The sequence below is a fragment of the Nocardioides humi genome (assembly GCF_006494775.1).
Classification (GTDB): domain Bacteria; phylum Actinomycetota; class Actinomycetes; order Propionibacteriales; family Nocardioidaceae; genus Nocardioides; species Nocardioides humi.
Window position 1 is genome coordinate 3385895 of the sequence record NZ_CP041146.1, and the last position, 21254, is coordinate 3407148.

22 protein-coding genes are annotated in these 21254 nt (G+C 73.2%); 10 read left to right on the forward strand and 12 right to left on the reverse strand.

What is annotated here, in order from left to right; all coding sequences use genetic code 11:
- Positions 1 to 6: 6 nt before the first annotated feature.
- Positions 7 to 522 (forward strand): MarR family winged helix-turn-helix transcriptional regulator, encoded by a 516-nt coding sequence (locus tag FIV44_RS16600; RefSeq protein WP_141005399.1) that lies wholly within the window; start codon positions 7 to 9, stop codon positions 520 to 522.
- On the opposite strand, the gene FIV44_RS16605 is transcribed toward FIV44_RS16600, so the two are convergent.
- Positions 473 to 760 carry a response regulator transcription factor gene (locus tag FIV44_RS16605; RefSeq protein WP_141005400.1) on the reverse strand — a complete coding sequence of 96 codons (288 nt, stop codon included), beginning with the start codon at positions 758 to 760 and terminating at the stop codon, positions 473 to 475. The genes FIV44_RS16600 and FIV44_RS16605 overlap by 50 nt on opposite strands.
- 11 nt (positions 761 to 771) lie before the next feature.
- Positions 772 to 1194: a hypothetical protein gene (locus FIV44_RS16610; RefSeq protein WP_141005401.1), complete on the reverse strand. Its 423-nt coding sequence runs from the start codon at positions 1192 to 1194 to the stop codon at positions 772 to 774.
- Between the two features lie 119 nt (positions 1195 to 1313).
- On the opposite strand from FIV44_RS16610, the gene FIV44_RS16615 reads away from it, so the two are divergent.
- Both FIV44_RS16615 and FIV44_RS16620 read left to right on the forward strand, forming a co-directional pair.
- Positions 1314 to 1889, forward strand: a complete 576-nt coding sequence (locus tag FIV44_RS16615) for an RNA polymerase sigma factor (RefSeq protein ID WP_219996045.1) — start codon at positions 1314 to 1316, stop codon at positions 1887 to 1889.
- The gene (locus tag FIV44_RS16620; RefSeq protein ID WP_141005403.1) at positions 1889 to 2362 is read left to right on the forward strand and encodes a hypothetical protein; all 474 of its coding nucleotides are present in this window, start codon (positions 1889 to 1891) and stop codon (positions 2360 to 2362) included. Before FIV44_RS16615 ends, FIV44_RS16620 begins: the two co-directional genes overlap by 1 nt.
- Positions 2363 to 2381: 19 nt before the next feature.
- On the opposite strand, the gene FIV44_RS30595 is transcribed toward FIV44_RS16620, so the two are convergent.
- The gene (locus FIV44_RS30595) at positions 2382 to 3515 is read right to left on the reverse strand and encodes a S8 family peptidase (protein WP_181410628.1); all 1134 of its coding nucleotides are present in this window, start codon (positions 3513 to 3515) and stop codon (positions 2382 to 2384) included.
- Positions 3485 to 3766: a hypothetical protein gene (locus FIV44_RS30600; protein ID WP_181410629.1), complete on the reverse strand. Its 282-nt coding sequence runs from the start codon at positions 3764 to 3766 to the stop codon at positions 3485 to 3487. Before FIV44_RS30600 ends, FIV44_RS30595 begins: the two co-directional genes overlap by 31 nt.
- A 121-nt stretch (positions 3767 to 3887) precedes the next feature.
- Here FIV44_RS30600 and FIV44_RS16630 point away from each other — a divergent pair, with 121 nt between their 5' ends.
- The 4 genes from FIV44_RS16630 (at position 3888) to FIV44_RS16645 (ending at position 10682) form a co-directional block, all read left to right on the forward strand.
- The gene (locus FIV44_RS16630) at positions 3888 to 6437 is read left to right on the forward strand and encodes a CHAT domain-containing protein (protein WP_181410630.1); all 2550 of its coding nucleotides are present in this window, start codon (positions 3888 to 3890) and stop codon (positions 6435 to 6437) included.
- Positions 6438 to 6549: 112 nt separating this feature from the next.
- On the forward strand, positions 6550 to 8478 hold the full coding sequence (locus FIV44_RS16635) for an anthranilate synthase family protein (protein WP_141005406.1): 1929 nt from the start codon (positions 6550 to 6552) through the stop codon (positions 8476 to 8478).
- A gap of 343 nt (positions 8479 to 8821) precedes the next feature.
- Positions 8822 to 9397 (forward strand): anthranilate synthase component II, encoded by a 576-nt coding sequence (locus FIV44_RS16640; protein WP_141005407.1) that lies wholly within the window; start codon positions 8822 to 8824, stop codon positions 9395 to 9397.
- A gap of 4 nt (positions 9398 to 9401) precedes the next feature.
- On the forward strand, positions 9402 to 10682 hold the full coding sequence (locus FIV44_RS16645) for an anthranilate synthase component I family protein (RefSeq protein ID WP_141005408.1): 1281 nt from the start codon (positions 9402 to 9404) through the stop codon (positions 10680 to 10682).
- A 9-nt stretch (positions 10683 to 10691) separates the two neighbouring features.
- On the opposite strand, the gene FIV44_RS16650 is transcribed toward FIV44_RS16645, so the two are convergent.
- The 5 genes from FIV44_RS16650 to FIV44_RS16670 are packed head-to-tail and all read right to left on the reverse strand — an operon-like array spanning position 10692 to position 14866.
- Positions 10692 to 11252 (reverse strand): hypothetical protein, encoded by a 561-nt coding sequence (locus tag FIV44_RS16650; protein ID WP_141005409.1) that lies wholly within the window; start codon positions 11250 to 11252, stop codon positions 10692 to 10694.
- Positions 11245 to 12642, reverse strand: a complete 1398-nt coding sequence (locus tag FIV44_RS16655) for a sensor histidine kinase (RefSeq protein WP_141005410.1) — start codon at positions 12640 to 12642, stop codon at positions 11245 to 11247. Before FIV44_RS16655 ends, FIV44_RS16650 begins: the two co-directional genes overlap by 8 nt.
- Before the next feature lie 19 nt (positions 12643 to 12661).
- Entirely contained in the window at positions 12662 to 13375 is a 714-nt protein-coding gene (locus FIV44_RS16660; RefSeq protein WP_141005411.1) for a response regulator transcription factor, read from the reverse strand.
- Between the two features lie 7 nt (positions 13376 to 13382).
- Complete coding sequence (locus FIV44_RS16665; RefSeq protein ID WP_141005412.1) at positions 13383 to 14426, reverse strand: fructosamine kinase family protein; 1044 nt, start codon at positions 14424 to 14426, stop codon at positions 13383 to 13385.
- A 38-nt stretch (positions 14427 to 14464) separates the two neighbouring features.
- Complete coding sequence (locus FIV44_RS16670; RefSeq protein WP_141005413.1) at positions 14465 to 14866, reverse strand: phage holin family protein; 402 nt, start codon at positions 14864 to 14866, stop codon at positions 14465 to 14467.
- Positions 14867 to 15082: 216 nt separating this feature from the next.
- On the opposite strand from FIV44_RS16670, the gene nhaA reads away from it, so the two are divergent.
- Together nhaA and FIV44_RS16680 are read left to right on the forward strand one after the other, a co-directional pair.
- Entirely contained in the window at positions 15083 to 16351 is a 1269-nt protein-coding gene (gene nhaA, locus FIV44_RS16675) for a Na+/H+ antiporter NhaA (protein WP_281285872.1), read from the forward strand.
- Positions 16352 to 16500: 149 nt separating this feature from the next.
- Entirely contained in the window at positions 16501 to 16845 is a 345-nt protein-coding gene (locus tag FIV44_RS16680; protein WP_141005415.1) for an iron chaperone, read from the forward strand.
- A 348-nt stretch (positions 16846 to 17193) separates the two neighbouring features.
- Here the strand turns inward: FIV44_RS16680 and FIV44_RS16685 are convergent, their stop codons facing one another.
- Both FIV44_RS16685 and FIV44_RS16690 read right to left on the reverse strand, forming a co-directional pair.
- Complete coding sequence (locus tag FIV44_RS16685; protein ID WP_246086469.1) at positions 17194 to 17610, reverse strand: pyridoxamine 5'-phosphate oxidase family protein; 417 nt, start codon at positions 17608 to 17610, stop codon at positions 17194 to 17196.
- A gap of 19 nt (positions 17611 to 17629) precedes the next feature.
- Positions 17630 to 18253 (reverse strand): winged helix-turn-helix transcriptional regulator, encoded by a 624-nt coding sequence (locus FIV44_RS16690; RefSeq protein WP_141005416.1) that lies wholly within the window; start codon positions 18251 to 18253, stop codon positions 17630 to 17632.
- 58 nt (positions 18254 to 18311) lie between these two features.
- Between FIV44_RS16690 and FIV44_RS16695 the strand changes: the two genes are divergently transcribed.
- Entirely contained in the window at positions 18312 to 19193 is an 882-nt protein-coding gene (locus tag FIV44_RS16695; protein WP_141005417.1) for an alpha/beta fold hydrolase, read from the forward strand.
- Positions 19194 to 19196: 3 nt separating this feature from the next.
- Here FIV44_RS16695 and acs read toward each other — a convergent pair whose 3' ends face one another.
- Positions 19197 to 21191, reverse strand: coding sequence for an acetate--CoA ligase (gene acs / locus FIV44_RS16700; RefSeq protein ID WP_141005418.1), 1995 nt, complete (start codon positions 21189 to 21191; stop codon positions 19197 to 19199).
- Positions 21192 to 21254 lie beyond the last annotated feature (63 nt).

Genomic DNA, 21254 nt, shown 5'->3' on the forward strand with positions numbered 1-21254 from the left:
TCGGCCATGGCCGAGGACTGGACGGACCGCCACGTCGCGCGCTGGAAGGACCACTGGCTCGACCTCGCCTTCGACGAGGAGATCGAGGGGGTCTTCGTTCGGATCAACCGGATCGACCGCTACCTGCGCGGCGCCAAGCAGCGCGCCGTCGCCGAGGTCGGGCTCAGCGACTTCGAGTACGACACGCTGCACGTGCTGATGATCCGCGACACCCCCGGCTCCGCCTCCCCGACCGAGCTCGCCACCGAGCTCGGCGTCTCCGGCGCCGGCATGACCGGACGGCTCGACGGCCTCGAGAAGGCGGGCTGGGTACGACGGATCCCGTCGGTCGAGGACCGCCGGCGGGTGATCGTCGAGGTCACCCGGTCCGGCATGGACGTCTGGCGCCGGGCGATGGACATCCGCGGCGAGGCCGAGGTCGATCTCGCCGGTGCCCTCACCGCGCGCGAGCTGACCACCCTCAACCGGCTCCTCAAGAAGGTGACCGTGCGCTCCGAGCAGCGCCCGCCTGCAGCAGGGTGAGGACCGCGAGCACCCGGCGGTTCAAGTGCTGCGACGGGATCAGGTCGAGCTTGAGGAAGATCTGCGAGCAGAGCGCCTCCACCGTCTTCAGGGACACGCACAGCTGCGTCGCGACGCCGGAGTTGGAGTGCCCGCGCGCGATGAGCTGCAGCACCTCCCGCTCGCGCGGGGTCAGCCGGTCCAGCCGGTCCGCGGCGAAGGTGGTGCGCTCGATCGTGGTCGCCTTTCTCGGGTACATGACGACGCCTCCTAGTCCGGGAGCACGCGGCCGTGGACCCGGGCCGACCGCCGTGACCGGCGGGTCCGCGCCGGGAGGGAGGGGCGCGGACCCGCCAGGCTGAGGAGCACGGGCGCGGCCGAGCCGCCCGCGTCGTACCGGCGCAGGATCTGGAGGACCCCGGCCTCGGTACGGCGCCGGTGGCCGTGCGCGTCGTGCGCGTCGTGGGCATCGTGGTCGTCCTGGAGGTCGTCGAGCTCGATGATCTCCGCGTCCGCCTGGGCCTGGCTCCGTCGGTGCCAGTGGGCGCGCAGTGCCGCGACCAGCCCCGTGGGACCGTCGAAGTAGGCGCGCCACTCCTCGCGCCACGGCAGGGCGCCGCTCATGTCGACGGCGGCGACCGCCTCGACGACGCGCAGGATGCGGATGCGTTCGTGGGTCTCGTTCCAGGTCATGGGCGTTCCTTCCGAGGGGGGTGAGGGAAGGAGTGGCCCGGAGTGCCCGCTGATACACGGAATCGTCGAGGTATCAGCGGTACTGGCTCGCGGGTCCGATGTGCGGGACGATGCACCTCGTGACGGATCCGCTGTCGATGCTCGTCCCCGCGGCGCGGGATGGAGATCAGCATGCATGGGACACGATCGTCGACCGCTTCCTCCCCCTCGTGGACGCGATCGTCCGCGGCCACCGGCTCTCCGAGGCCGACGGCGACGACGTCAGCCAGACGGTGTGGCTGCGCCTCGTCGAGCATCTCGGCGACCTGCGCGAGCCCGCGGCCCTCCCCGGCTGGATCCGTACGACGACCCGCAACGAGTGCCTGCGCCTGCTGGCGGCGCGGGGCCGGGTCCGCCCCGTGGACCCCCAGGAGCCGACCGGGCTGGACGCGGTCTCCGAGGACGTCGCCGCGGCCGACCTGCTGGCGGCCGAGCGCCGCCAGCTGCTGCGGGAGGCGCTCACCGAGCTGCCCGAGGCCCGCCGGGAGCTGCTCCTGCTCCTCCTGGCCGACCCGCCCGTCGGCTACGAGGAGATCAGCCGCCGGCTCAAGATCCCGATCGGCAGCATCGGGCCGACCCGCGCCCGGGCCCTCGACCAGCTGCGCCGTACCCGTGCCCTGCGCGGGCTCGGCCCCGACCGCGTGGGAGGCCGCTGATGAGCGGAGATGACCGGCTGACCGACGACGAGCTCCTGGCGCTGCTGGGGGAGGCCGTCGCTGACGGTGCCGCCGTGAGCGAGCGCCGGCGGACGGCGGCCCGCGCGGCCTTCACCTGGCGCTCGGTGGACGCCGAGCTGGCCGAGCTGCTGCACGACTCGGCCCTCGACGCCGGCGCTGCCGTGCGGTCCGGCGGCGAGCAGCCGCGCACGCTGGCGTTCGGGCGCAGCGGGATCACCCTCGAGGTGGAGATCGACGGCGACGCCCTGCTCGGCCAGGTGATCGGCACCGGCGAGGCCGCGGCCGCCCCCGAGCCCGCGACCGTCCGCCTGGAGCGGCCGGACGCCGAGGCGCAGGTCGTCGAGGCCGATGCGGCCGGGTTCTTCCGGCTCTCCGGCGTGGCCACCGGCACCGTGCGTCTCGTCGTCGAGCAGGCGGGGTGGTCGCTGACGACCCCGTGGGTCGCCCTGTAGCCCGGGACCTCGGCCGGGCTCAGTCGAGCGGCCCGACGATGGTGATCTGCCCGCCGCGGGGGTCGGTGGTCGTCGTCCCGCCGGCCTTGACCGCCGCCCACGCCTCCCGCGCGCTCTCCCCGGTGGCGCTCATCCGCGCGGCCACTAGCCCGGTCACGATGGGGGTCGAGAACGACGTACCGCTCCACTGGGCGAGTCCGTCGAACTGCCGGACCTGGCCGACGTTCGGTGGCTCGTAGCAGGTGTAGGTCCCCTTCGGGAAGGCGTTGACGTGGTCGCGCCCGCGGGCGTAGACGTCGACCCACCTCTCGCCGACATTGGAGAAGTCCGACACCTTCCCGTCCGGGTCGACCGAGCCGACGGCGACGACCCACGGGAACGCCGCCGGCCAGAACCGCTCGCTGCTCCCGTCGTTGCCGGCCGCCGCGATGACCAGCGTCTCCTCGCCGTCGTCGAGGCCGTGGGCGGCAGCGAGCATCTCGAACGCCAGCAGGCCGAAGTCGCCGCGGGTGTGCGTGCCCGCGGAGATGCTGATCAGCTGCGGGTGGTCGTCGTCCTCCAGCGCCTCGTGCAGCTGCTGCACGATCTCGGACTCGTAGACCGCGCCACCCTTGGTCAGCACGCCCTCCACCTCGACCCGACTGGCGGGGGCGACGCACTTGACCACGCCGGCGACGAACGTGCCGTGCCCGCCGTACGGGTGGATGGCGTTGGGATCGATCGTCTCGACGTCGCTCGGATCGGCGACCACGCCGTCCAGCCAGCTCGTGGTCGCGCTGGTCACCGCCGGCAGCCAGAGGCCGGTGTCGACGACGGCGACGCGGACGCCCTTGCCGGCGCCGGTGTCGGCCGCGCGGACGGGGAGCGGGCCGGTGTGTCGCTTGGTGATCTCCTCGGGCTCGGTCGCGGGGCACATGAACCCCCTTCCGGTCACGTAGACGACGTGATCGGGCCGCACCACACCCCTGCCCAGCTCGCGGTCGATCTCGTCGAGGGTCCTCAGCACGTCGTCCTCGCCGTCGGTGCGGGAGGGCAGGGTGACCAGGACCAGGCCGCGGGTCGGCTCGCCGGCCCGGTCGGTGTTGCCGCGGAACTGCGTGCCGCGCTCCTCGAAGAACCGGGTCAGCCGCTCGAAGTCCTCGCCGTCGCGCACCAGGGCGTGGCGGGGCCGGTAGAGGTAGGCGACGTCGGCATCGTCGCGTGGTGGCCGGGTCCCCTTCGGCGGGCGGCGGCCACGTCGTCCTCGAAGGCCCGGCGGATCACGCCGACCTGAACCCGGAGCCGCTCGGCATCGACGTCGGGCTCCCGCGGCTCGGGCTCCCGTGGACCGGACCAGGGGAGGCTGCGCCGGATCTGCGCGAGCAGCTCGCGGAGGGAGAAGTGCGGGCGGACGGGCTCGGTCATGGCCGCTCCTGGGGGAGGAAAGGTCGGCGGCGGGCCGAGGCCCGCCGGGCGGCGCTAACGTAGTCCCGCTCCCAGACACCCGTAAAGAGCACTGCCGCTGTCCGAGGCCGGAGGGGCGCCCGTGGAGGAACTGCTCGCGCTGGCCCTCGAGGATCCCGAGGAGGCCGGCAGGCGTGCCGAGCAGGTGCTCGCCGAGGAGCGGGATCCGCTGGCCCGGTCCTACGCCCACCAGTGCCTCGGCATCGTGCTGCGGGACCGCGGACACGCCGACGAGGCGCTGGACGAGCTGAGGCGGGGGCTCCGCGCGGCCCGGCGGTCGTCGAGCGCCCACCGCGAGAGCGACGTGCGCGCGACCTACGGTGCGACCCTCGTCTTCGCCGGCCGCACGCACCTCGGACTCGCGCAACTCGATCGCGCCCTGGCGACGGCCAGGGGCGAGGTGCGGGCCAAGGCGCTGATGAGGAAGGCCGGAGTGCTCGCGATCCTCGGACGCCACCGGGAGGCGAGGCCGGTCCTGCGGGACGCGCTCGACGAGATGGAGCTCGAGGATGACCCGGTCTGGGAGGGGCGGACCCGGATCTGGCTCGGCCACATCGAGCTGGCCCTCGGGAACATCGAGGATGCCGAGCGCGAGGTCGTCGCCGCCGAGCGACTGCTCGAGCAGGCGGGAGCGACCGTCGAGCGGCTCACCGCGGTAGCGAGCCTGGCCGACATCGCGGTCGCTCGCGGCGACCTGGCAGGAGGGCTCGGGTTGTACGCCGACGCGGTGGCGGGGTTCGAGGCCGCCCACCGCTCCTGGCACGAGATCGTCGAGCTCCATGTGGGCGCCTATCTCGCCGCGGGACTCGCGGGGGAGGCGGTGAGCCTCCTCGACAGGAGTCGGGCCACGGCGGAGTTGAATCCGTACCAGATCCCCGAATTCGCGCTGCTGCGAGCCACCGCGCTCCTCGCCGCGGGAGGGCCGGTCGACGCGGCGGACGCGCTGGGCGCGGCTGGGGACGCGCGCGTCGGCTTTCGCCGACAGGACCGGCGGTGGTACGAGCTGCGGGCCCGCCTGGTCGCGGTCCGTGCCCGCGAGGCGCTCGGTGACCGCCGTGGCCTCGCCCCCGAGGCCCGTCTCGTCGCGGTCGCGCTCCACGCCGACCACGCCGACGAGGCGCCGGTCGCGCTCACCCTGGCCGGCGGGCTCGCCCGTGGCCCGGAGCGGCTGACGCTGTGGGAGCAGGCGGCGTCGTACCGGCGCCACCCGAACGCCCTGGTCCGGGCGGGTGCCTGGCACGCCCGGGCGCTGGCGCGGGCGGCGGCCGAGGACCGGAGCGGCGTGCTGCGGGCGGCGGGTGCGGGGCTGGACGCGATCGACGAGCACCGCCGGCTGATCGGGTCGTCCGAGCTCCGGGCGCTCGCCACGACGCACGGCCGGGAGCTGACCGCGGTGGCACTGCGTCACGCGGCGTCCGACGCCCGCAGCCTGCTGCGCTGGAGCGAGCGCACCCGCGCCACCGCCCTGGCCCAGCCGCCGGCGACGTCCGACGCCACCACGATCCCCGCGTCCCTGGCGGCGCTCCGCGACAACGGCCGCCGGCTCGCGGAGGCCCGTCAGGAGGGGGAGCCGACCGACGGGCTGGAGCGGGAGCGGCTCCGCCTGGAGCGGGCGGTGCGGGCCGAGCACCACACGCTCTCCGCGGCCGGCCCGGCCGCCGCGGATCCCCCGTCGGCCGGGGTCGAGGAGATCGTGTCCGGCGTCGGCGACGGCTGCCTGGTGGAGCTGGTCGAGGTCGACGGCGTGCTGCACGTCCTCGTCGTCCACGGCGGTCGGGTACGACGGCGGGTGGCCGCCGCGACCGAGGACGTCGCCGCGCTGCTCGGGCCGGCGGCGATGCTGCTGCGCAGGGCCGCCCGCGGCCGGCCGGCGGACATGGCCGAGGTGGGCCGCCGGCTGCAGGAGGCGGTGCTCGGCGACGCGGCCCGGCTGATCCCCGACGGCCCGGTCGTGCTCGCGCCGACCGCGCGCCTGCACGGACTGGCCTGGTCGCTGCTGCCGCTGCTGCACGACCGGCCGTTCGGCGTCGTACCCTCCGCGGGCCAGTGGCTGCGCGCCCGCGCCCGGTCGGCTCCCGAGCCGGGCAGCACCGTGCTCGTCTCCGGCCCGGCGCTCGCGTCGGGTGGCGCCGAGGTCCCGGTCCTCGCCTCCCGGCATCCGGACGCGGTCCTCCTCGACGGGCCGCGGGCGACCCTCGACGCGGTCCTCGCCCACCTCGACGGCGCGGGCCTGGTCCACCTGGCGGCGCACGGCCGGTTCCGTGCCGACAGCCCGCTGTTCTCGGCCCTCGACCTCGCCGACGGGCCGCTGACGGTGCACGACCTGGAGCGGGTGCGCCGGGCGCCGTACCGCGTCGTGCTGTCGGCCTGCGAGTCCGGCGTGCTCGCCCCCGTGGGTGCGGAGGAGCTGCTCGGGCTCGCCGCCGCGCTGTTCTCGCTCGGCAGTGCGGGCCTGGTCTGCAGCGTCGGCGAGGTCAACGACGCCGCCACCGCCGACCTCATGGTCGGCCTGCACGCCGCGCTCGCCGCCGGGAGCGACCCGGCCACCGCGCTGCGCGACGTCCGGCGCGCGGCCGCCGGCGACCCGGTCGCGGCGGGTACGGCGGCGGCCTTCCTCACCCTCGGGGTGTGAGTCCGAGGCCGATGGGGCCGCGCACCATCCAGAATTGTCGTTGTCGTGGCCGATCCGCGACGAATATGGATGGTGCGCGGACCACGCCGAGCCACCCGCATAGGCTTCGGCCATGCCTGATAAGCCCAGCACCAGCCTCACCGCCCGGGAAGCCATCGCGGCCGTCCAGGGGCACGAGGCCTGGGCGATCATCCGGCGCTCCACCCGCGCGGGCGACCGCGACACCGTGGGCGTGCTCGGCGGCACGCGCAGCATCGTCGAGTCGATCATGGACATCCCGCTCGAGACGGGCGTGCCCGAGCCGGGGCACATCTGCGACCGGCTGGTCGCCGTACCCTTCCGGCAGGTGCGCGAGCGCGGCTTCGAGGCCCACGACGACGGCACCCCGCTCGTCGTGGTCGACGTGCAGGCCGAGCACGAGTTCTCGGTGGCCGACGTCGTCGCGGCGATCGACCCGGTGCCGGTGGAGTTCACCGACCGCGGCGGCTTCGAGACCTCCGACGAGGACTACGCCAAGATCGTCGCGGCGATCATCGACGGCGAGATCGGCCAGGGCGAGGGCGCGAACCTCGTCGTCGGCCGCAACTACCGCGCGGTCGTCGCCGACTTCTCGCCGCAGGTGGCGCTGACCGTCTTCCGCCGGCTGCTGGAGCGCGAGCGCGGCGCGTACTGGACCTTCGTCTTCTTCACCGGCGACCGCTTCCTCATCGGCGCCTCGCCCGAGCGGCACGTCTCGGTCCACGGCGGCGACGTCCGGATGAACCCGATCTCCGGTACCTTCCACCTCCGCCCGCCCGCCGGCGAGACCCGCAGCACCGAGGCCCGTCTCGGCGAGTTCCTCAAGGACGAGAAGGAGATCTACGAGCTCTTCATGGTCGTCGACGAGGAGCTCAAGATGATGTGCGACATCTGCACCGAGGGCGGCCAGGTGCTCGGCCCGTTCCTCAAGCCGATGACCCACCTCATCCACACCGAGTACCTCCTCGCCGGGCGCACCTCGAAGGACGTGCGGGAGGTGCTGCGGGACACGATGTACGCCGCCACCGTCACCGGGTCGCCCGTCGAGAACGCGTGCCGGCTGATCCGGCAGTACGAGCCCGAGGGCCGTGGCTACTACGCCTCCGCGCTCGCGATCTTCGGGCGCGACGAGGCCGGTGAGCCGGTCCTCGACAGCCCGATCGTGCTGCGCACGGCGGACGTCTCGCTGTCCGGCTCGTTGAAGGTGACCGCGGGCGCCACCCTGGTGCGGGACTCCGATCCGGCGTACGAGGTCGCCGAGACGCACGCCAAGGCCGGCGGCATCCTCTCCGCCTTCGGCCTGGTGCCGCCCGCGCCGATCCCCTCGATCCCCGTCGCGGATCTGGTCGCCGACGAGGAGGTGCTGATCGCGCTCAACGCGCGCAACAGCCGGCTCTCCGGCTTCTGGCTCGCCGACCAGGCCGGCACGCCCGCCGACCCGCGGCTGGCCGGGAAGACCGCGGTCATCCTCGACGGCGAGGACGACTTCGTGAACATGCTGCGCCACCTGCTCGCGCGGATGGGCATGACGAGCTCGGTGGTGCGGCACGAGGAGTACACCGACGGCGTACTCGACGGCTTCGACCTGGTCATCGTCGGCCCCGGTCCGGGCGACCCCCGCGACGACGCCGACCCGAAGATGGCGCAGCTGCGCGCCGCCGTCGCCTGGCTGCTGGCCCGGGAGAAGCCCTTCCTCGCCGTGTGTCTCGGCCACCAGGCGCTGTGCCACCAGCTCGGCATCCCGCTCGCCTACAAGGACATCGTCTTCCAGGGCACCCAGGCCACCGTGCTCCTCGACGGGCGCCCCCAGCGGGTCGGCTTCTACAACACCTTCGTCGGACGGGTTGGCGGTGAGGTGGTGCTGCCCGCGGGGGTTCGAGTCGACGCCGACCCCGACACCGGCGACGTCAACGCGCTCGCCGGCCCCCACTACCGCGGCGTGCAGTTCCACGCCGAGTCGATCCTCACCGAGCGGGGCTTCGACATCGTGCACGACCTGGTGTGCGACGTCCTGCTGGGCTGATCGGGTGGTTGTCCACAGGTCGCGTTCGCGCGGTGGCACGGGGTCGGACCCGGCGGGCAGGACGCCCGCATGAGTTCCGGCGACCGCGACGTGGCATGGCGCTGCGGGCTGCCGGATTCGGCCCACTTCACCGGAAGGTCCGGTGAAGAGGAAGGGCGCGATGATTCTCGTCGTGTCAACCCTGCTGGCATTGCCCGGAGCGGTGTGGGCGGTCATCCAGATGATCGACCGCTTCCGTCGGAAGCCGTAAGCAGGGGCGGGACGGCTCGGCGCTCACCTGAGCCGTCCCGCTTCCTTCCTTCGATCGTACGCCACCTGGAGGCCTGATGGCGGCGGTCGCGCCGTGAGCGCACCCGACGTGGTCGTCGTCGACCACCACGACTCCTACACCTGGAACCTGGTGCACCTCATCGCCGGCGTGACCGGCGTGCTGCCGGCCGTCGTGCAGCACGACGAGGTGGCGGCGTCCGACGTCCTGCGCCACGAGTACGTCGTGCTGTCGCCCGGCCCCGGGCATCCCGCCGAGGAGCGCGACTTCGCGGTCGGCCGCGAGGTGGTGCTCGCGGGGACCCGCCCCGTGCTCGGGGTCTGCCTCGGCATGCAGGGCATCGTGGCGTCGTACGGCGGGACGGTGGAGCGGGTCGCGCCCGGGCACGGCGTCCTGGCGAGCGTGGAGCACGACGGGACCGGGCTGTTCGCGGGCGTGCCGGCGCCCTTCGAGGCGGTCCGGTACCACTCGCTCGCGGCGGTCGCCCTGCCCGAGGTCCTGCGCAGCACGGCGGTCGACCGCCACAGCGGGCTGACCATGGCCGTCGAGCACGTGACGCTGCCGGTGACGGGGGTGCAGTTCCATCCCGAGTCGGTGCTGAGCGAGCACGGCGCCAGGCTGGTCGCCAACTTCCTCGGCGTGGGACGCTGAGGCGATGGTCACGCAGGGCGACCCCGCCGAGGCGTTCGCCCGGATCCAGGCCCGCCACCCGCGCTGCGTGTGGCTCGACGGCGGCGGCGCCCGCGACTGGTCGCGCCGCCGCTCCCTCCTCGGCTGGCTCGACGACGACGACCTGTCGCTGACCTACGACGCCGCGTCGCGCGAGGTCACCCGGCACGCCGGTGGCCGGTCGGTCGTCGTGGGCGACGACCCGTTCGCCGTGCTGGAGGCCGAGCTCGCGGCCGGCCGCACCACGGACCAGTGGTTCGGCTACTTCGGGTACGCCGCCCGCGCCGACCTGCCCGCCGTACCCGACCCGGATCTGCCCGACGCCGTCTGGCTCCGTCCGTCCCACATCCGCGAGTACGACCACCCACTTGTCGGGCATTTCATGCACTTGTCAGGTGTTGCAACCCCTGACAAGTGCATGAATCCCCGGATATCCGGGGATTCATGCAGCCCCCCACCCCCCACCTACGAGACCGCGTTCGCGGCCGTCCAGGAGCACCTCCACGCAGGCAACTCCTACGAGGTCAACCTGACCCACCGCCTCCGCACCCACAGCCCCCTCCGCCCGGCTGCGGCGTACCTCAGGCTCCGGGCGCTCAACCCCGCGCCGTACGCCGGCTTCCTCCAGCACGACGTCGACGACGCCCGCGCGTGGCTGCTGAGCTCCTCACCCGAGCGGTACGCCCTGGTCACCGCGGACCGCATGCTGGAGACCAAGCCGATCAAGGGCACGACGCCGCGCGGCGCCACGCCGGCTGACGACGACCACGCGCGCGCCCACCTCGCGAGCGACCCGAAGTACCGCTCGGAGAACCTGATGATCGTCGACCTGCTCCGCAACGACCTCGCCACCGTGTGCGAGGTCGGCAGCGTGGAGGTGCCGGCGCTGATGGAGGTCGAGTCGTACGCCTCGGTGCACCAGCTCGTCTCCACGGTCCGCGGGCGGCTGCGCGCCGACGTCACCACCCTCGGCGCCCTCCGCGCCCTGTTCCCGGCGGGCTCGATGACCGGCGCCCCCAAGCTGCGCACGATGGAGATCATCGAGGAGGTCGAGGCGACCCCACGGGGAGCGTACGCCGGCGCGTTCGGCTGGGTGTCCGGCGACGGCCGCGCCGACCTCGGCGTCGTGATCCGGACGCTGACCACGGCCGGCGGCGACTACGTGCTCGGGACCGGCGGCGGCATCACGGTCGCGAGCGATGTCGCCGAGGAGTGGGCGGAGACGGAGTGGAAGGCCGCGCGCCTGCTGCAGGCCATCGACCCGTGACAGGGGAGCTCAGGAGCCGACGCCCGAGTCGGAGGCGTGCGCCGACAGCAGGGTGAGGGTGGCCTCCACGCCGCGCACGATCCGCCCGTCGTCGTACGGCGCGGGGTCGACGACGTCGACCTGCTGGATCAGGTCGCCGTTCTGGACGAATCCCGTGACGTAGAGCTGCTCGTCGGTCGCGCTGACCACGACCCGGGCGTCGTCGGCGCCGGCGATCTCCGGGGTGCGTACGTCGGCGTCGGGCTGCTGGCCCATGGTCTTCCAGGCGTCCTCGAGACTGCCGGGGAAGAGCAGGTAGTTGGAGGTGACGACGGCCTCGCCGGACGCGCTGTCGACGGGGGTGAACCGGCACTCCGGCTTCGTCGGCGTCCCCGCGTGCTCGGTCGCGTCCACGCCGAACTGCTCCTTGACGAACGCCGCGTCGAGCGCGTCGCACGGGTTCCACAGCGCGGGCGTCTCGGTCGGCAGCTCCGGCTTGGCACCGACCTCCTCGCCGCCGCACGCGGCGAGGAGAAGCGTCAAGGCGGGGAGGAGGGCCGCGACGGGGGTAGTGCGACGCAGGTCAGGCATGGGGATTCTCCCGTCCGGGCAGCTTGAGGACCAGGCGGGCGCCGCCGCTGGCGTTGGCGGTGGCCTGGACCGAGCCGGAGTGGCGCTCGGCGACCTGGCGCACGATCGCCAGGCCCAGGCCGGAGCCGGGCATGGTGCGGGCGTCGTCGGAGCGCCAGAACCGGTCGAAGATCCGGGTGCGATCGGTCTCGGCGATCCCGGGCCCTTGGTCGTCGACGGTGAGGACGCCGTCGCTGAGCCGGACGGTCACCTGGCCTCCTTCGGGGCTCCACTTGGCGGCGTTGTCGAGCAGGTTCGTGACCGCGCGCTCCAGCTCGGCGTCCTCGCCGATCACCCACCACGGCCGGGTGAACACCTCGAACTCGAGCCCGGGCGCGCGCCGGCGTACCCGCTGCACCGCGTGGTCGACGACATCGGCCAGGTCGACCGGCTCGACCTGCACCGGGATCGGCTCGTCGCGGGCGAGCTCGGTGAGGTCGCCGATGAGGGTGGTGAGCTCCTCGATCTGGGCGCGTACGTCGTCGAGCAGCTCGTCGCGGGCGTCCGGCGGCAGTCCCCCGAAGCCGTCGGGGCTGCGGGCGGTCATGGTGAGCAGGTCGATATTGGTGCGCAGCGCGGTCAGCGGCGTACGCAGCTCGTGGCTGGCGTCGGCGACGAGCTGGCGCTGCCGGATCCGGCTGGCGTCGAGCGCGACGAGCAGGTGGTTGAACGCCGTCGCCAGCCGCGCCACCTCGTCGTCGCCCTCGACCGGCAGGGGGGTGAAGTCCTCGGTGCGTGCGATCTCCTCCACCGACGCGGACAGCCGCCGCACCGGCCGCAGGCCGTTGCTCGCGACCCCCCAGCCGGCCAGTGCGGCGGCGAGGACGCCGAAGACGCCGAAGGCCACGGTCACCCAGCCCAGCCGGCGCAGCGTGCGGTCCTGGTCCTCCAGCGGCTGCGCGATGATCAGCGCGGAGCCGGCGCTCTGGGTGGGCACCGCGACGACCCGGTACCGGTCGCCGGCGAGCACGATGGTCCGCAGGCTCTGGTCCTTCTTGCCCTGCGCCACCTCGAGCTCGGCCCGTCCCAGCTCCAGCGTCGGCCCGCGGTCGAGGATCACCAGCGTGCCCTTGTTGTAGTCGAGGATCGCGATCCGTACGTCGCCCGCGCCCAGCGCCCACGACGGGATGCCCGACGCCCCCGCCGCCAGCAGCGTGTCGGACGCGGCGGCCTTGTCGGCGCGCTCGAGCAGCGCGTTGTCGAGGGTGTCCTGCATCTGCACCCGGGCCGTGATGTAGGCGCCGACCGCGACCAGCGCCACCGACATGCCGACCGCCATCGTGGTCAGCCAGATCACCCGGCTCGCCAGGGACCGGCGGTAGTGCCAGCGACCGTCCGGACCGGGGGCCATGGCCAGGCCCACGACGCGGTCACGACTCCGTCGCGCGCAGGACGTACCCGATGCCGCGGACGGTGTGGATCAGCCGCGGCTCGCCTTCGGCCTCGGTCTTGCGGCGGAGGTAGCCGACGTACACCTCGAGGGAGTTCGCGGTGGTGGGGAAGTCGTAGCCCCAGACCTCCTCGAGGATGAAGCTGCGGTCGAGCACCCGCCGCGGCCGCCGCAGGAACATCTCCAGCAGCGTGAACTCGGTGCGCGTCAGCTCGATCAGCCGGCTGCCGCGGCGCACCTCGCGGGTGGTGACGTTCATGGTGAGGTCGGCGAAGGAGAGCACCTCCTCCTCGGCGCCGTCCACGATCGGCGTCACCCGGCGCAGCAGCGCGCGCAGCCGGGCGAGCAGCTCCTCCAGCGCGAACGGCTTCGTGAGGTAGTCGTCCGCCCCGGCGTCGAGGCCCTCCACCCGGTCGCCGACGGCGTCGCGGGCGGTCAGCACCAGGATGGGTACGTCGTTCCCCGCGGCCCGCAGTGCGCGCGTGGCCTCCAGCCCGTCGAGCTTGGGCATCATCACGTCCATCACGACCACGTCGGGCGCGACCGCCCCGATCCCCGCCAGGGCCTCCGCGCCGTCGCCGGCCAGGTGGACGTCGTACCCGTTGAAGGCGAGCGAGCGCCGCAGCGACTCCCGCACGGCCCGGTCGTCGTCGACGACGAGGATGCGGTGCGGGACGGTGGAACGGGCGGACACGCCCCCATCATGGCCGATGGGCCTGAGCAGGTGCTGAGAGGCGCTCCAGGGCCGGGAGGACGTGCCCGGCCAGCAGCGCCCCCGACCTGTCGCGGACGACGACGGCGCTGACGGTGATGACCTGCGGATCCGGCACGAGGCGAGGGTACGGCCCGCTCCAGGGAGCGCCGCTACAGGTAGCGCCGCTACAGGTAGCGCTGCGCCGCGCGGGCCGCCCGGGCGCCGTACTGGCCCCGAACAGGCAGGCGTGCACGAGCAGCGGGAACAGCTGGTGGAAGCCGAGCCGCTCCTCCCAGCCCTCGGCCAGCGGCGCGGCCTCGTGGTAGGCGGCCATCACCTGGGGCAGCTGGGGGAGGCCGAACAGCGCCAGCATGGCGAGGTCGACCTCGCGGTGCCCGGCGTACGCCGCCGGGTCGACGACGACCACGCGGTCGCCGGCCGCCCACAGCACGTTGCCGTTCCACAGGTCGCCGTGCAGCCGGGCGGGCGGCTCGTCGGGGACGATGGCGGCGCCACGGGCGGCGGCCGCCTCGATGGTGGCGGCGTCCTCGGCGGTGACGATGCCCTTGTCGCGCAGGACCTTGAGGTACGGCGCGATCCGGCGCTCGGCGTGGAACTCCGCCCAGGTCGGGAGCGGGCCGTTCGGCAGCGGCAGGCGGCCGATGTAGCCGTCGTCGCCGGCCCCGAACGCGCCGGCGCCGGCGCCGTGGGTGGCGGCGAGCGCGCGGCCGAAGGCGCCCGCGGCCTCGGCGTTCGGGCGCGCGGCCTCGACCCACTCCAGGATCAGGCAGTCGGTGTCGACGCCGAGCACCTCGGGGGTCGCGACACCGCCGCCGGGATCGGCCTCCGCGAGCCAGCGCAGGCCGGCCGCCTCACGCTCGAAGAAGTGCGGGGGCGCGGGACTGAGCGTCTTGAGGAACGCCGTCCGGCCGCTCGAGAGGCGCAGCTTGACCGCCGTGCAGATGTCCCCGCCGGCCACCGGCGCGGTGGCCACCACGGCGGAGCCGAGCAGCTGCTCGGCCCGGCCGGCGACGACCGGCTGCCGCGCCATCGCCTCCCCCTATCGGCTCACGCTGGACGGACCGCGCCTCAGGCCTGGCCCTTGAGGGCGCGCGGGATCTCCCGGCCCTGCTCGATCGCGCGCTCGGGTGCCTTGACCTTCTTGAAGCGGCGGATCGCCAGGAGGATCAGGAGCAGGGCGACGAGAACGTAGAACCCGAAGACGATGAGGAAGGCCCAGTGCAGGTCGAGGCCCTGGCCGTTCCAGTGGATGAAGTAGGCGATCGCCACCGAGAGCATGATGACGGCCAGCACCAGGATGAACAGCGCCGCGCCGATCAGGCCCAGACCGATGCCGCCCGCCGTCACGCTGACCTTCAGCTCCGCCTTCGCGAGCTGGATCTCCTTGCGCATGATCGTGGAGAAGTCGGTCTGCGCGTCCTTGATGAGACGTCCGATGGTCGGCTCTTCGCGGAGCGGTTCGATGGCCATGCGGTCGACCTTATCGAGTCTCGCTACGCTGGGCACAGGTGAGCCGGGAAGTCTGGTCGGCAGGTTGATCGCCCCTGCCCGCACGACATCAGGAGAAGACCACGGTGCCCGAGCCCCGCCAGACTCCCGACGGCCTCTGGCGCGAGGGCCCGTCTGGACCGCCAGCGACAAGCCCATCGCCCGGTACGTCGCCCGCCCCTGCGCGACTTCCTCCGCATCGAGTCGGCGGGATCGGTGCTGCTGCTCGCGGCCACCGTGGCCGCGCTGCTCTGGGTGAACCTGCCCTTCGACGGCTGGGCGTCGGCGTACGACCACTTCTGGCACACTCCCCTTGCGCTCGAGCTCGGGGACTGGCGGATCGAGGAGTCGCTCCAGCACTGGGTCAACGACGGGCTGATGACGGTCTTCTTCTTCGTGGTGGGGCTGGAGATCAAGTACGAGCTGGTCCACGGCGACCTCCGGGACCCGCGGACCGCCGCGCTGCCGATCGTGGCCGCGGTGGGCGGGATGGCGGTGCCGGCGCTGCTCTACGCCGCGATCGCCGGCCACGGCGAGGGTTCGTCCGGCTGGGGGATCCCGATGGCGACCGACATCGCCTTCGCCGTCGGCGTGCTCGGGCTGCTGGGACGGCGGATCCCGTCGGCCGCGCGGCTGTTCCTGCTGACGCTCGCGATCGTCGACGACATCGGCGCCATCCTCGTGATCGCGTTGTTCTACACCGCCGACCTCTCGCTCGGCTGGCTCGCTCTCGCCCTGGGCCTGCTGGCGCTGATGGCGCTGCTCCGGGCCGCGCGGGTGTGGGCGATCCCGGTGTACGCCGTGCTCGGGGTGGCCGCCTGGTTCGCCCTGCTGCAGTCCGGCGTCCACGCGACCCTCGCCGGCGTGGCCGCCGGCCTGCTCACCCCCGCGGTCGCCCTGCTGCGGCCCGAGGTCGCCACCTCCGCCGCCGTCGAGTCGCTCCGCGACCGCACGCTCGACGCCGACGAGCTGGACCGGCTGCGCTTCCTGACCGCCGAGTCCGTGCCCGTCGTCGAACGGCTGCAGGCGCGGCTGCACCCGCTGTCGTCGTACGTCGTGCTGCCGGTGTTCGCCCTCGCCAACGCCGGCGTGGCCCTCGGCGACGGCGTGCTCGGCGAGGCGCTGCGCTCGCAGGTGGTGCTGGGCATCGGGGCCGGGCTGGTGCTCGGCAAGCCGCTCGGCATCGCGCTCGCGTGCCTCCTCGCCGTCCGGCTCGGCCTCGCCCGGATGCCGGCGGGGACGTCGTGGTCGCAGCTGATCGGCGTGGGCGCGGTGGCCGGCATCGGGTTCACCGTCTCGCTGTTCATCGCCGGCCTGTCCTTCCCGGACTCGCCGCTGCTCACCGCCGAGGCGAAGGTCGGGATCCTGGTCGCGTCGGCGGTCGCCGCCGTGGTGGGTGTGCTCATGCTGCTCGCGGCGGGTCGCCGGCGCCCGGGCGAGGAGCCTGCTTCCGGCGGTGTCTCGTGAGCCCCACGTGTCACATGGAGCGGGCAACTCATGCGCTTGTCAGGGGTTGCAACGCCTGACAAGCGCATGAATCCCGGACATCCGGGGATTCATGCAGGTCCCGCGCCCGCGCGAACCTGCGCCACCGGAGCGCGTGACACCATGCGGTGATGGGCAGCATCGACGACTACCTCGCCGGGCTCGACGAGGGAGACCGGGCGGCGATCGAGCGGGTGTACGCGATCGCCCGGGAGATGGTGCCTGACGCGGAGCAGGGCAGGGGCTACGGCATGGCGGCGCTGGTCCATCGGGGCAAGCCGCTCGTGTCGGTGATGCGGGCCAAGAGGCACATCGGCGTCTACCCGTTCAGCCCGGACGCGGTGGCGGCCGCGGCGCCGTTGCTGGAGGGCTTCGAGGTCGACAAGGGCACGATCCGGTTCCAGCCGGACCGGCCGTTGCCCGAGGAGGCGATCCGGGCGTTCCTGGCGGCGCGGCGGGCGCAGATCGAGGGCTGATCGGCGCATTCCGCACCGGCGACGGCGGTGCGGTGACACCATGTGGCTGTGGAAGGCCGTGCTCTCGATCGGGTCGCCCGCCAGGGCTGGGCGTTCGCGCTCCCGGCGTTCGGCATCGCGGCGAGAGCGCTCACGCTGCTCGTGCCGGGTCGCCGGTGCGCAGTCGAGTGGTCTGCTGCCCGCGGCGTCTCGTGAGCCCCAGGTGTCACATGGAGCGGGCAACTCATGCGCTTGTCAGGGGTTGCAACACCTGACAAGTGCATGGATCCCCGGACATCCGGGGATCCATGCACGCCGCACCCGCGGCGACCCCGGGCCACCAGGACCGCCGGACCACCGACCCCGAGGTCAGTCCGGCAGCACCAGCGCCGACCCGAGGACCCGCTCCACGCTGATCCGGATCGCCACCCGCTCGGGGTTCGGCTCGGGCGTGCGGTAGCGGGCGGCGTACCGCTCGCAGGCGCGGGCGATCGACGCGGCGTCCTCGAGCACCTCGCCGGTGCCGACCAGCGTCGCCCACCGGCCCTTGTCGACCTGGGTGACGGTGAGCCGGGGGTCGCGGCGCACGTTGGCGACCTTCTGCGAGCCGCGGCGCGTGATGATCCACGCGCAGCCGTTCTCGGGGTCGAGGGTCGCGCCGACGGGTACGGCGTGCGGGGCGCCGTGCCGGTCGAGCGTGCTCAGGGTGCAGAGGTGGTACTCGGTCCAGAACGCGGTGAGCGTCACCGGCAGCGCGGACCAGTCGACGGGGTGGAGTGAGGGCACGAGCACCCAAGGTACGGGATCAGTCGCCGAGGACGGTCCGTACGGCGGCCGGGTCGCCCTCGATCTCGATGGCGCCGAGCGCCTGGGCGTCCTCGAGGGTGAGGGCGCCGGAGGCGAGGCCGAGGAGGACGTGGGCGGAGGTGTGGACCGTGGCGTCGAGGTCGCGGCCGTCGTGGGGGTCGATCGCGACGCCGGAGCGGGTGGCGCGCAGCTGGAACAGCTGTCCCTCGCCGACCTCCAGCCCCACCGTCGTCGTCCGGCGGACGCGGGTCCGCAGCAGGGCGGGGAGGGCCACGGTGAGCCACTCGGGACGGAACCGGTCGCCCTCGGGACCGCGGACCATCAGCGGCGTGGACCAGCGGATCAGGTCCTCGATCGGCGTGCGCAGCTCCGCGCCCCAGGGGGTGAGCGCGTACTCCACCGTGCTGCCCCGGCCGCCCGGTCGCCGCTCGACGACGCCGGCGGCCTCCAGGTCGCGGAGCCGGTCGGCGAGCAGGTTGGTGGCGATGCCCGGCAGCCCGTCGAGCAGGTCGCGGTAGCGGGCGGGGCCGATCAGGAGCTGGCGGACGACGAGCAGGTTCCACCTGTTCCCGACGACCTCCAGCGACCGGGCGAGCCCGCAGTACTGGCCGTAGCTCTTCATGCTTGACTTTATCAAGTAGCAGTGAGAATTTCAAGGACCGACACGCGAAGGAGTCCCGATGAGCGCCACCGCCGCCACCCGGCCCGCCTGGGTCGACGACGACCTGTTCCCGTTCGAGAGCCGCTTCGTGGAGATCGACGGGAACACGGTCCACTACGTCGACGAGGGCTCCGGCCCGACCCTGCTGTTCCTGCACGGCAACCCGACCTGGTCGTTCCTGTGGCGCGACGTCATCCGCGACCTGCGCGACGACTTCCGGTGCGTCGCGCTGGACTACCCGGGCTTCGGCCTGTCCACGCCAAGGCCGGGCTACCGCTACCACCCCGAGGAGCACGCCGACGTGGTCACCGGGTTCGTCGACGCGCTCGGCCTCGACGGCGTCACCCTGGTCGGGCAGGACTGGGGCGGCCCGATCGGGCTCGCCGCCGTGCAGCGCCGGCCGGCGGCCTTCGAGCGCCTGGTGCTCGCCAACACCTGGGCCTGGCCGGTCAACGGCGACCTCTACTTCGAGCTCTTCTCCCGCATCGGCGGCGCCGGCCCGCTGCGCTTCCTCGCCCGGAGGCTGGACCTCGTCGTCAACGCCTTCGTCCCCACCGGCCACCGGAGGCGGAAGCCCACGGCGGCCGAGATGGCCCACTACCGCCGGGCGCAGGACACCCCCGGCCGCCGCCAGGCCTCCGCGGTCCTCCCCGGCCGGATCACGGCCAGCCGGGCCTTCCTCGCCGAGGTCGAGTCCGGCCTCCCGGGCATCGCCCACCTGCCGACGCTGATCGTGTGGGGTGCCGCGGACCGGGTCTTCCGCCCGAAGGAGCGCGAGCGCCTGGAGGAGGTCTTCCCCGACCACGAGACGGTGCTCGTCGAGGGCGCCGGTCTGTACGTCGAGTCCGACGCCCCCGAGGAGTTCGCCGCCGTCGTGCGCGACTGGCCCGCCGGCTCCTGAGCGTCAGTCCTCCGTCGACGTGGCCTGCCCGGCGGAGATCAGGTCCATGATCGAGGAGTCGGCCAGGGTGGTGGTGTCGCCGACGACGCGGCCCTCGGCGACGTCGCGGAGCAGGCGGCGCATGATCTTGCCCGAGCGGGTCTTGGGCAGCTCCGGGACGATCATGATCTGCCGGGGCTTGGCGATCGGGCCGATCTCCTTGCGCACGTGGTCGGACAGCTCGCGGACGATGGCTCTGTCATCGAGGTCGCCATCGCCGACTGCCCCATCGCGGAGGATCACGTACGCCACCACGGCCTGGCCGGTGTCGGGGTCGGTCGCGCCGACCACGGCGGACTCGGCGACCTTGGGGTGGGAGACGAGCGCGGACTCGATCTCGGTGGTGGACAGGCGGTGGCCGGAGACGTTCATGACGTCGTCGACCCGGCCGAGCACCCAGATGTCGCCGTCGTCGTCCTTCTTGGCGCCGTCGCCGGCGAAGTAGTAGCCCTGCGCCTTGAACCGCGACCAGTACGTGTCGACGTAGCGCTGGTCGTCGCCCCAGATGGTGCGCAGCATCGACGGCCACGGCGAGGTGACGACGAGGTAGCCGCCCGAGCCGTTGGGCACGGAGTTGCCCTCGTCGTCGACCACGTCGGCCTCGATGCCGGGGATCGCGGTCATCGCCGAGCCCGGCTTGCCCGCGGTGACACCGGGGAGAGGGGAGATCATGATCGCGCCGGTCTCGGTCTGCCACCAGGTGTCCACGACCGGGGTGCGGTCGCCGCCGATCACGTGGCGGTACCAGACGTAGGCCTCGGGGTTGATCGGCTCGCCCACCGAGCCGAGGATCCGCAGCGAGGACATGTCGAAGCGGTCGGGGACCTCGTGGCCCTGCTTCATGAACGAGCGGATCGCGGTCGGGGCGGTGTAGAAGATCGTGACGCCGTAGTCGGCGATGATCTTCCACCAGCGACCGGGCTCGGGGCTGTCGGGCGTGCCCTCGTAGAGCACCTGCGTGACACCGTTGGCGAGCGGCCCGTAGACGATGTACGAGTGGCCGGTCACCCAGCCGATGTCGGCGGTGCACCAGTACACGTCGGTCTCGGGCTTGAGGTCGAACACCGCCCAGTGCGTGTACGACGAGCCCACCAGGTAGCCGCCGGTGGTGTGCAGGATGCCCTTCGGCTTGCCGGTCGTGCCCGAGGTGTACATGACGTAGAGCGGGTGCTCGGCGTCGAACGCCTCCGGGGTGTGCTCGGTCGAGGCGGAGTCGACGGCGTCGTGCCACCACACGTCGACGGCGTCGTCCCAGCCGTTCTCACCCAGGTCCTGACCCGTACGACGGACCACGAGCACCTTCTCGACCACGTCGGTCTTGGTGCGGGCCTCGTCCACGGCCGGCTTGAGCGCGGAGGCGGTGCCGCGGCGGTACCCGCCGTCGGCGGTGACGACGACCTTGGCCTGGCAGTCGTCGAGCCGGGAGGCGAGCGCGTCGGCGGAGAACCCGCCGAACACCACCGTGTGCGGGGCGCCGATCCGGGCGCAGGCCAGCATGGTGACCACGGCCTCGGGGATCATCGGCAGGTAGATGGCCACCCGGTCCCCGGCCCGCACGCCCAGCGCGGTGAGCGCGTTCGCGGCCTGGGAGACCTCGTCCTTGAGCTGGGCGTAGGTGATGTCGCGGGTGTCCCCCTCGGGCTCGCCGACCCAATGGATGGCGACCTTGTCGCCCCGGCCGGCCTCGACGTGCCGGTCGACGCAGTTGTACGCCGCGTTGAGCCGCCCGCCGACGTACCACTTCGCGAACGGGGCGTTCGACCAGTCGAGCACCTGGTCCCACGTGGTGTCCCACGACAGTCGCTCCGCGGCCGCGGCCCAGAAGCCCTCACGGTCCTCGGCCGCCGCGGCGTACGCGTCCGCGGTGACGTTGGCGGCCTCGGCGAGCTCGGCCGGAGGCTCGAACCGCCGGTCCTCCTTCAGCAGGTTGGCCAGGGTCTCGGCTGTCTGGTCGCTCACGGTTCTCTCCTGATCGAAAGGGGGTGCCACAGGTCACATTAGGACCCACGGGAAGTGTGGTCA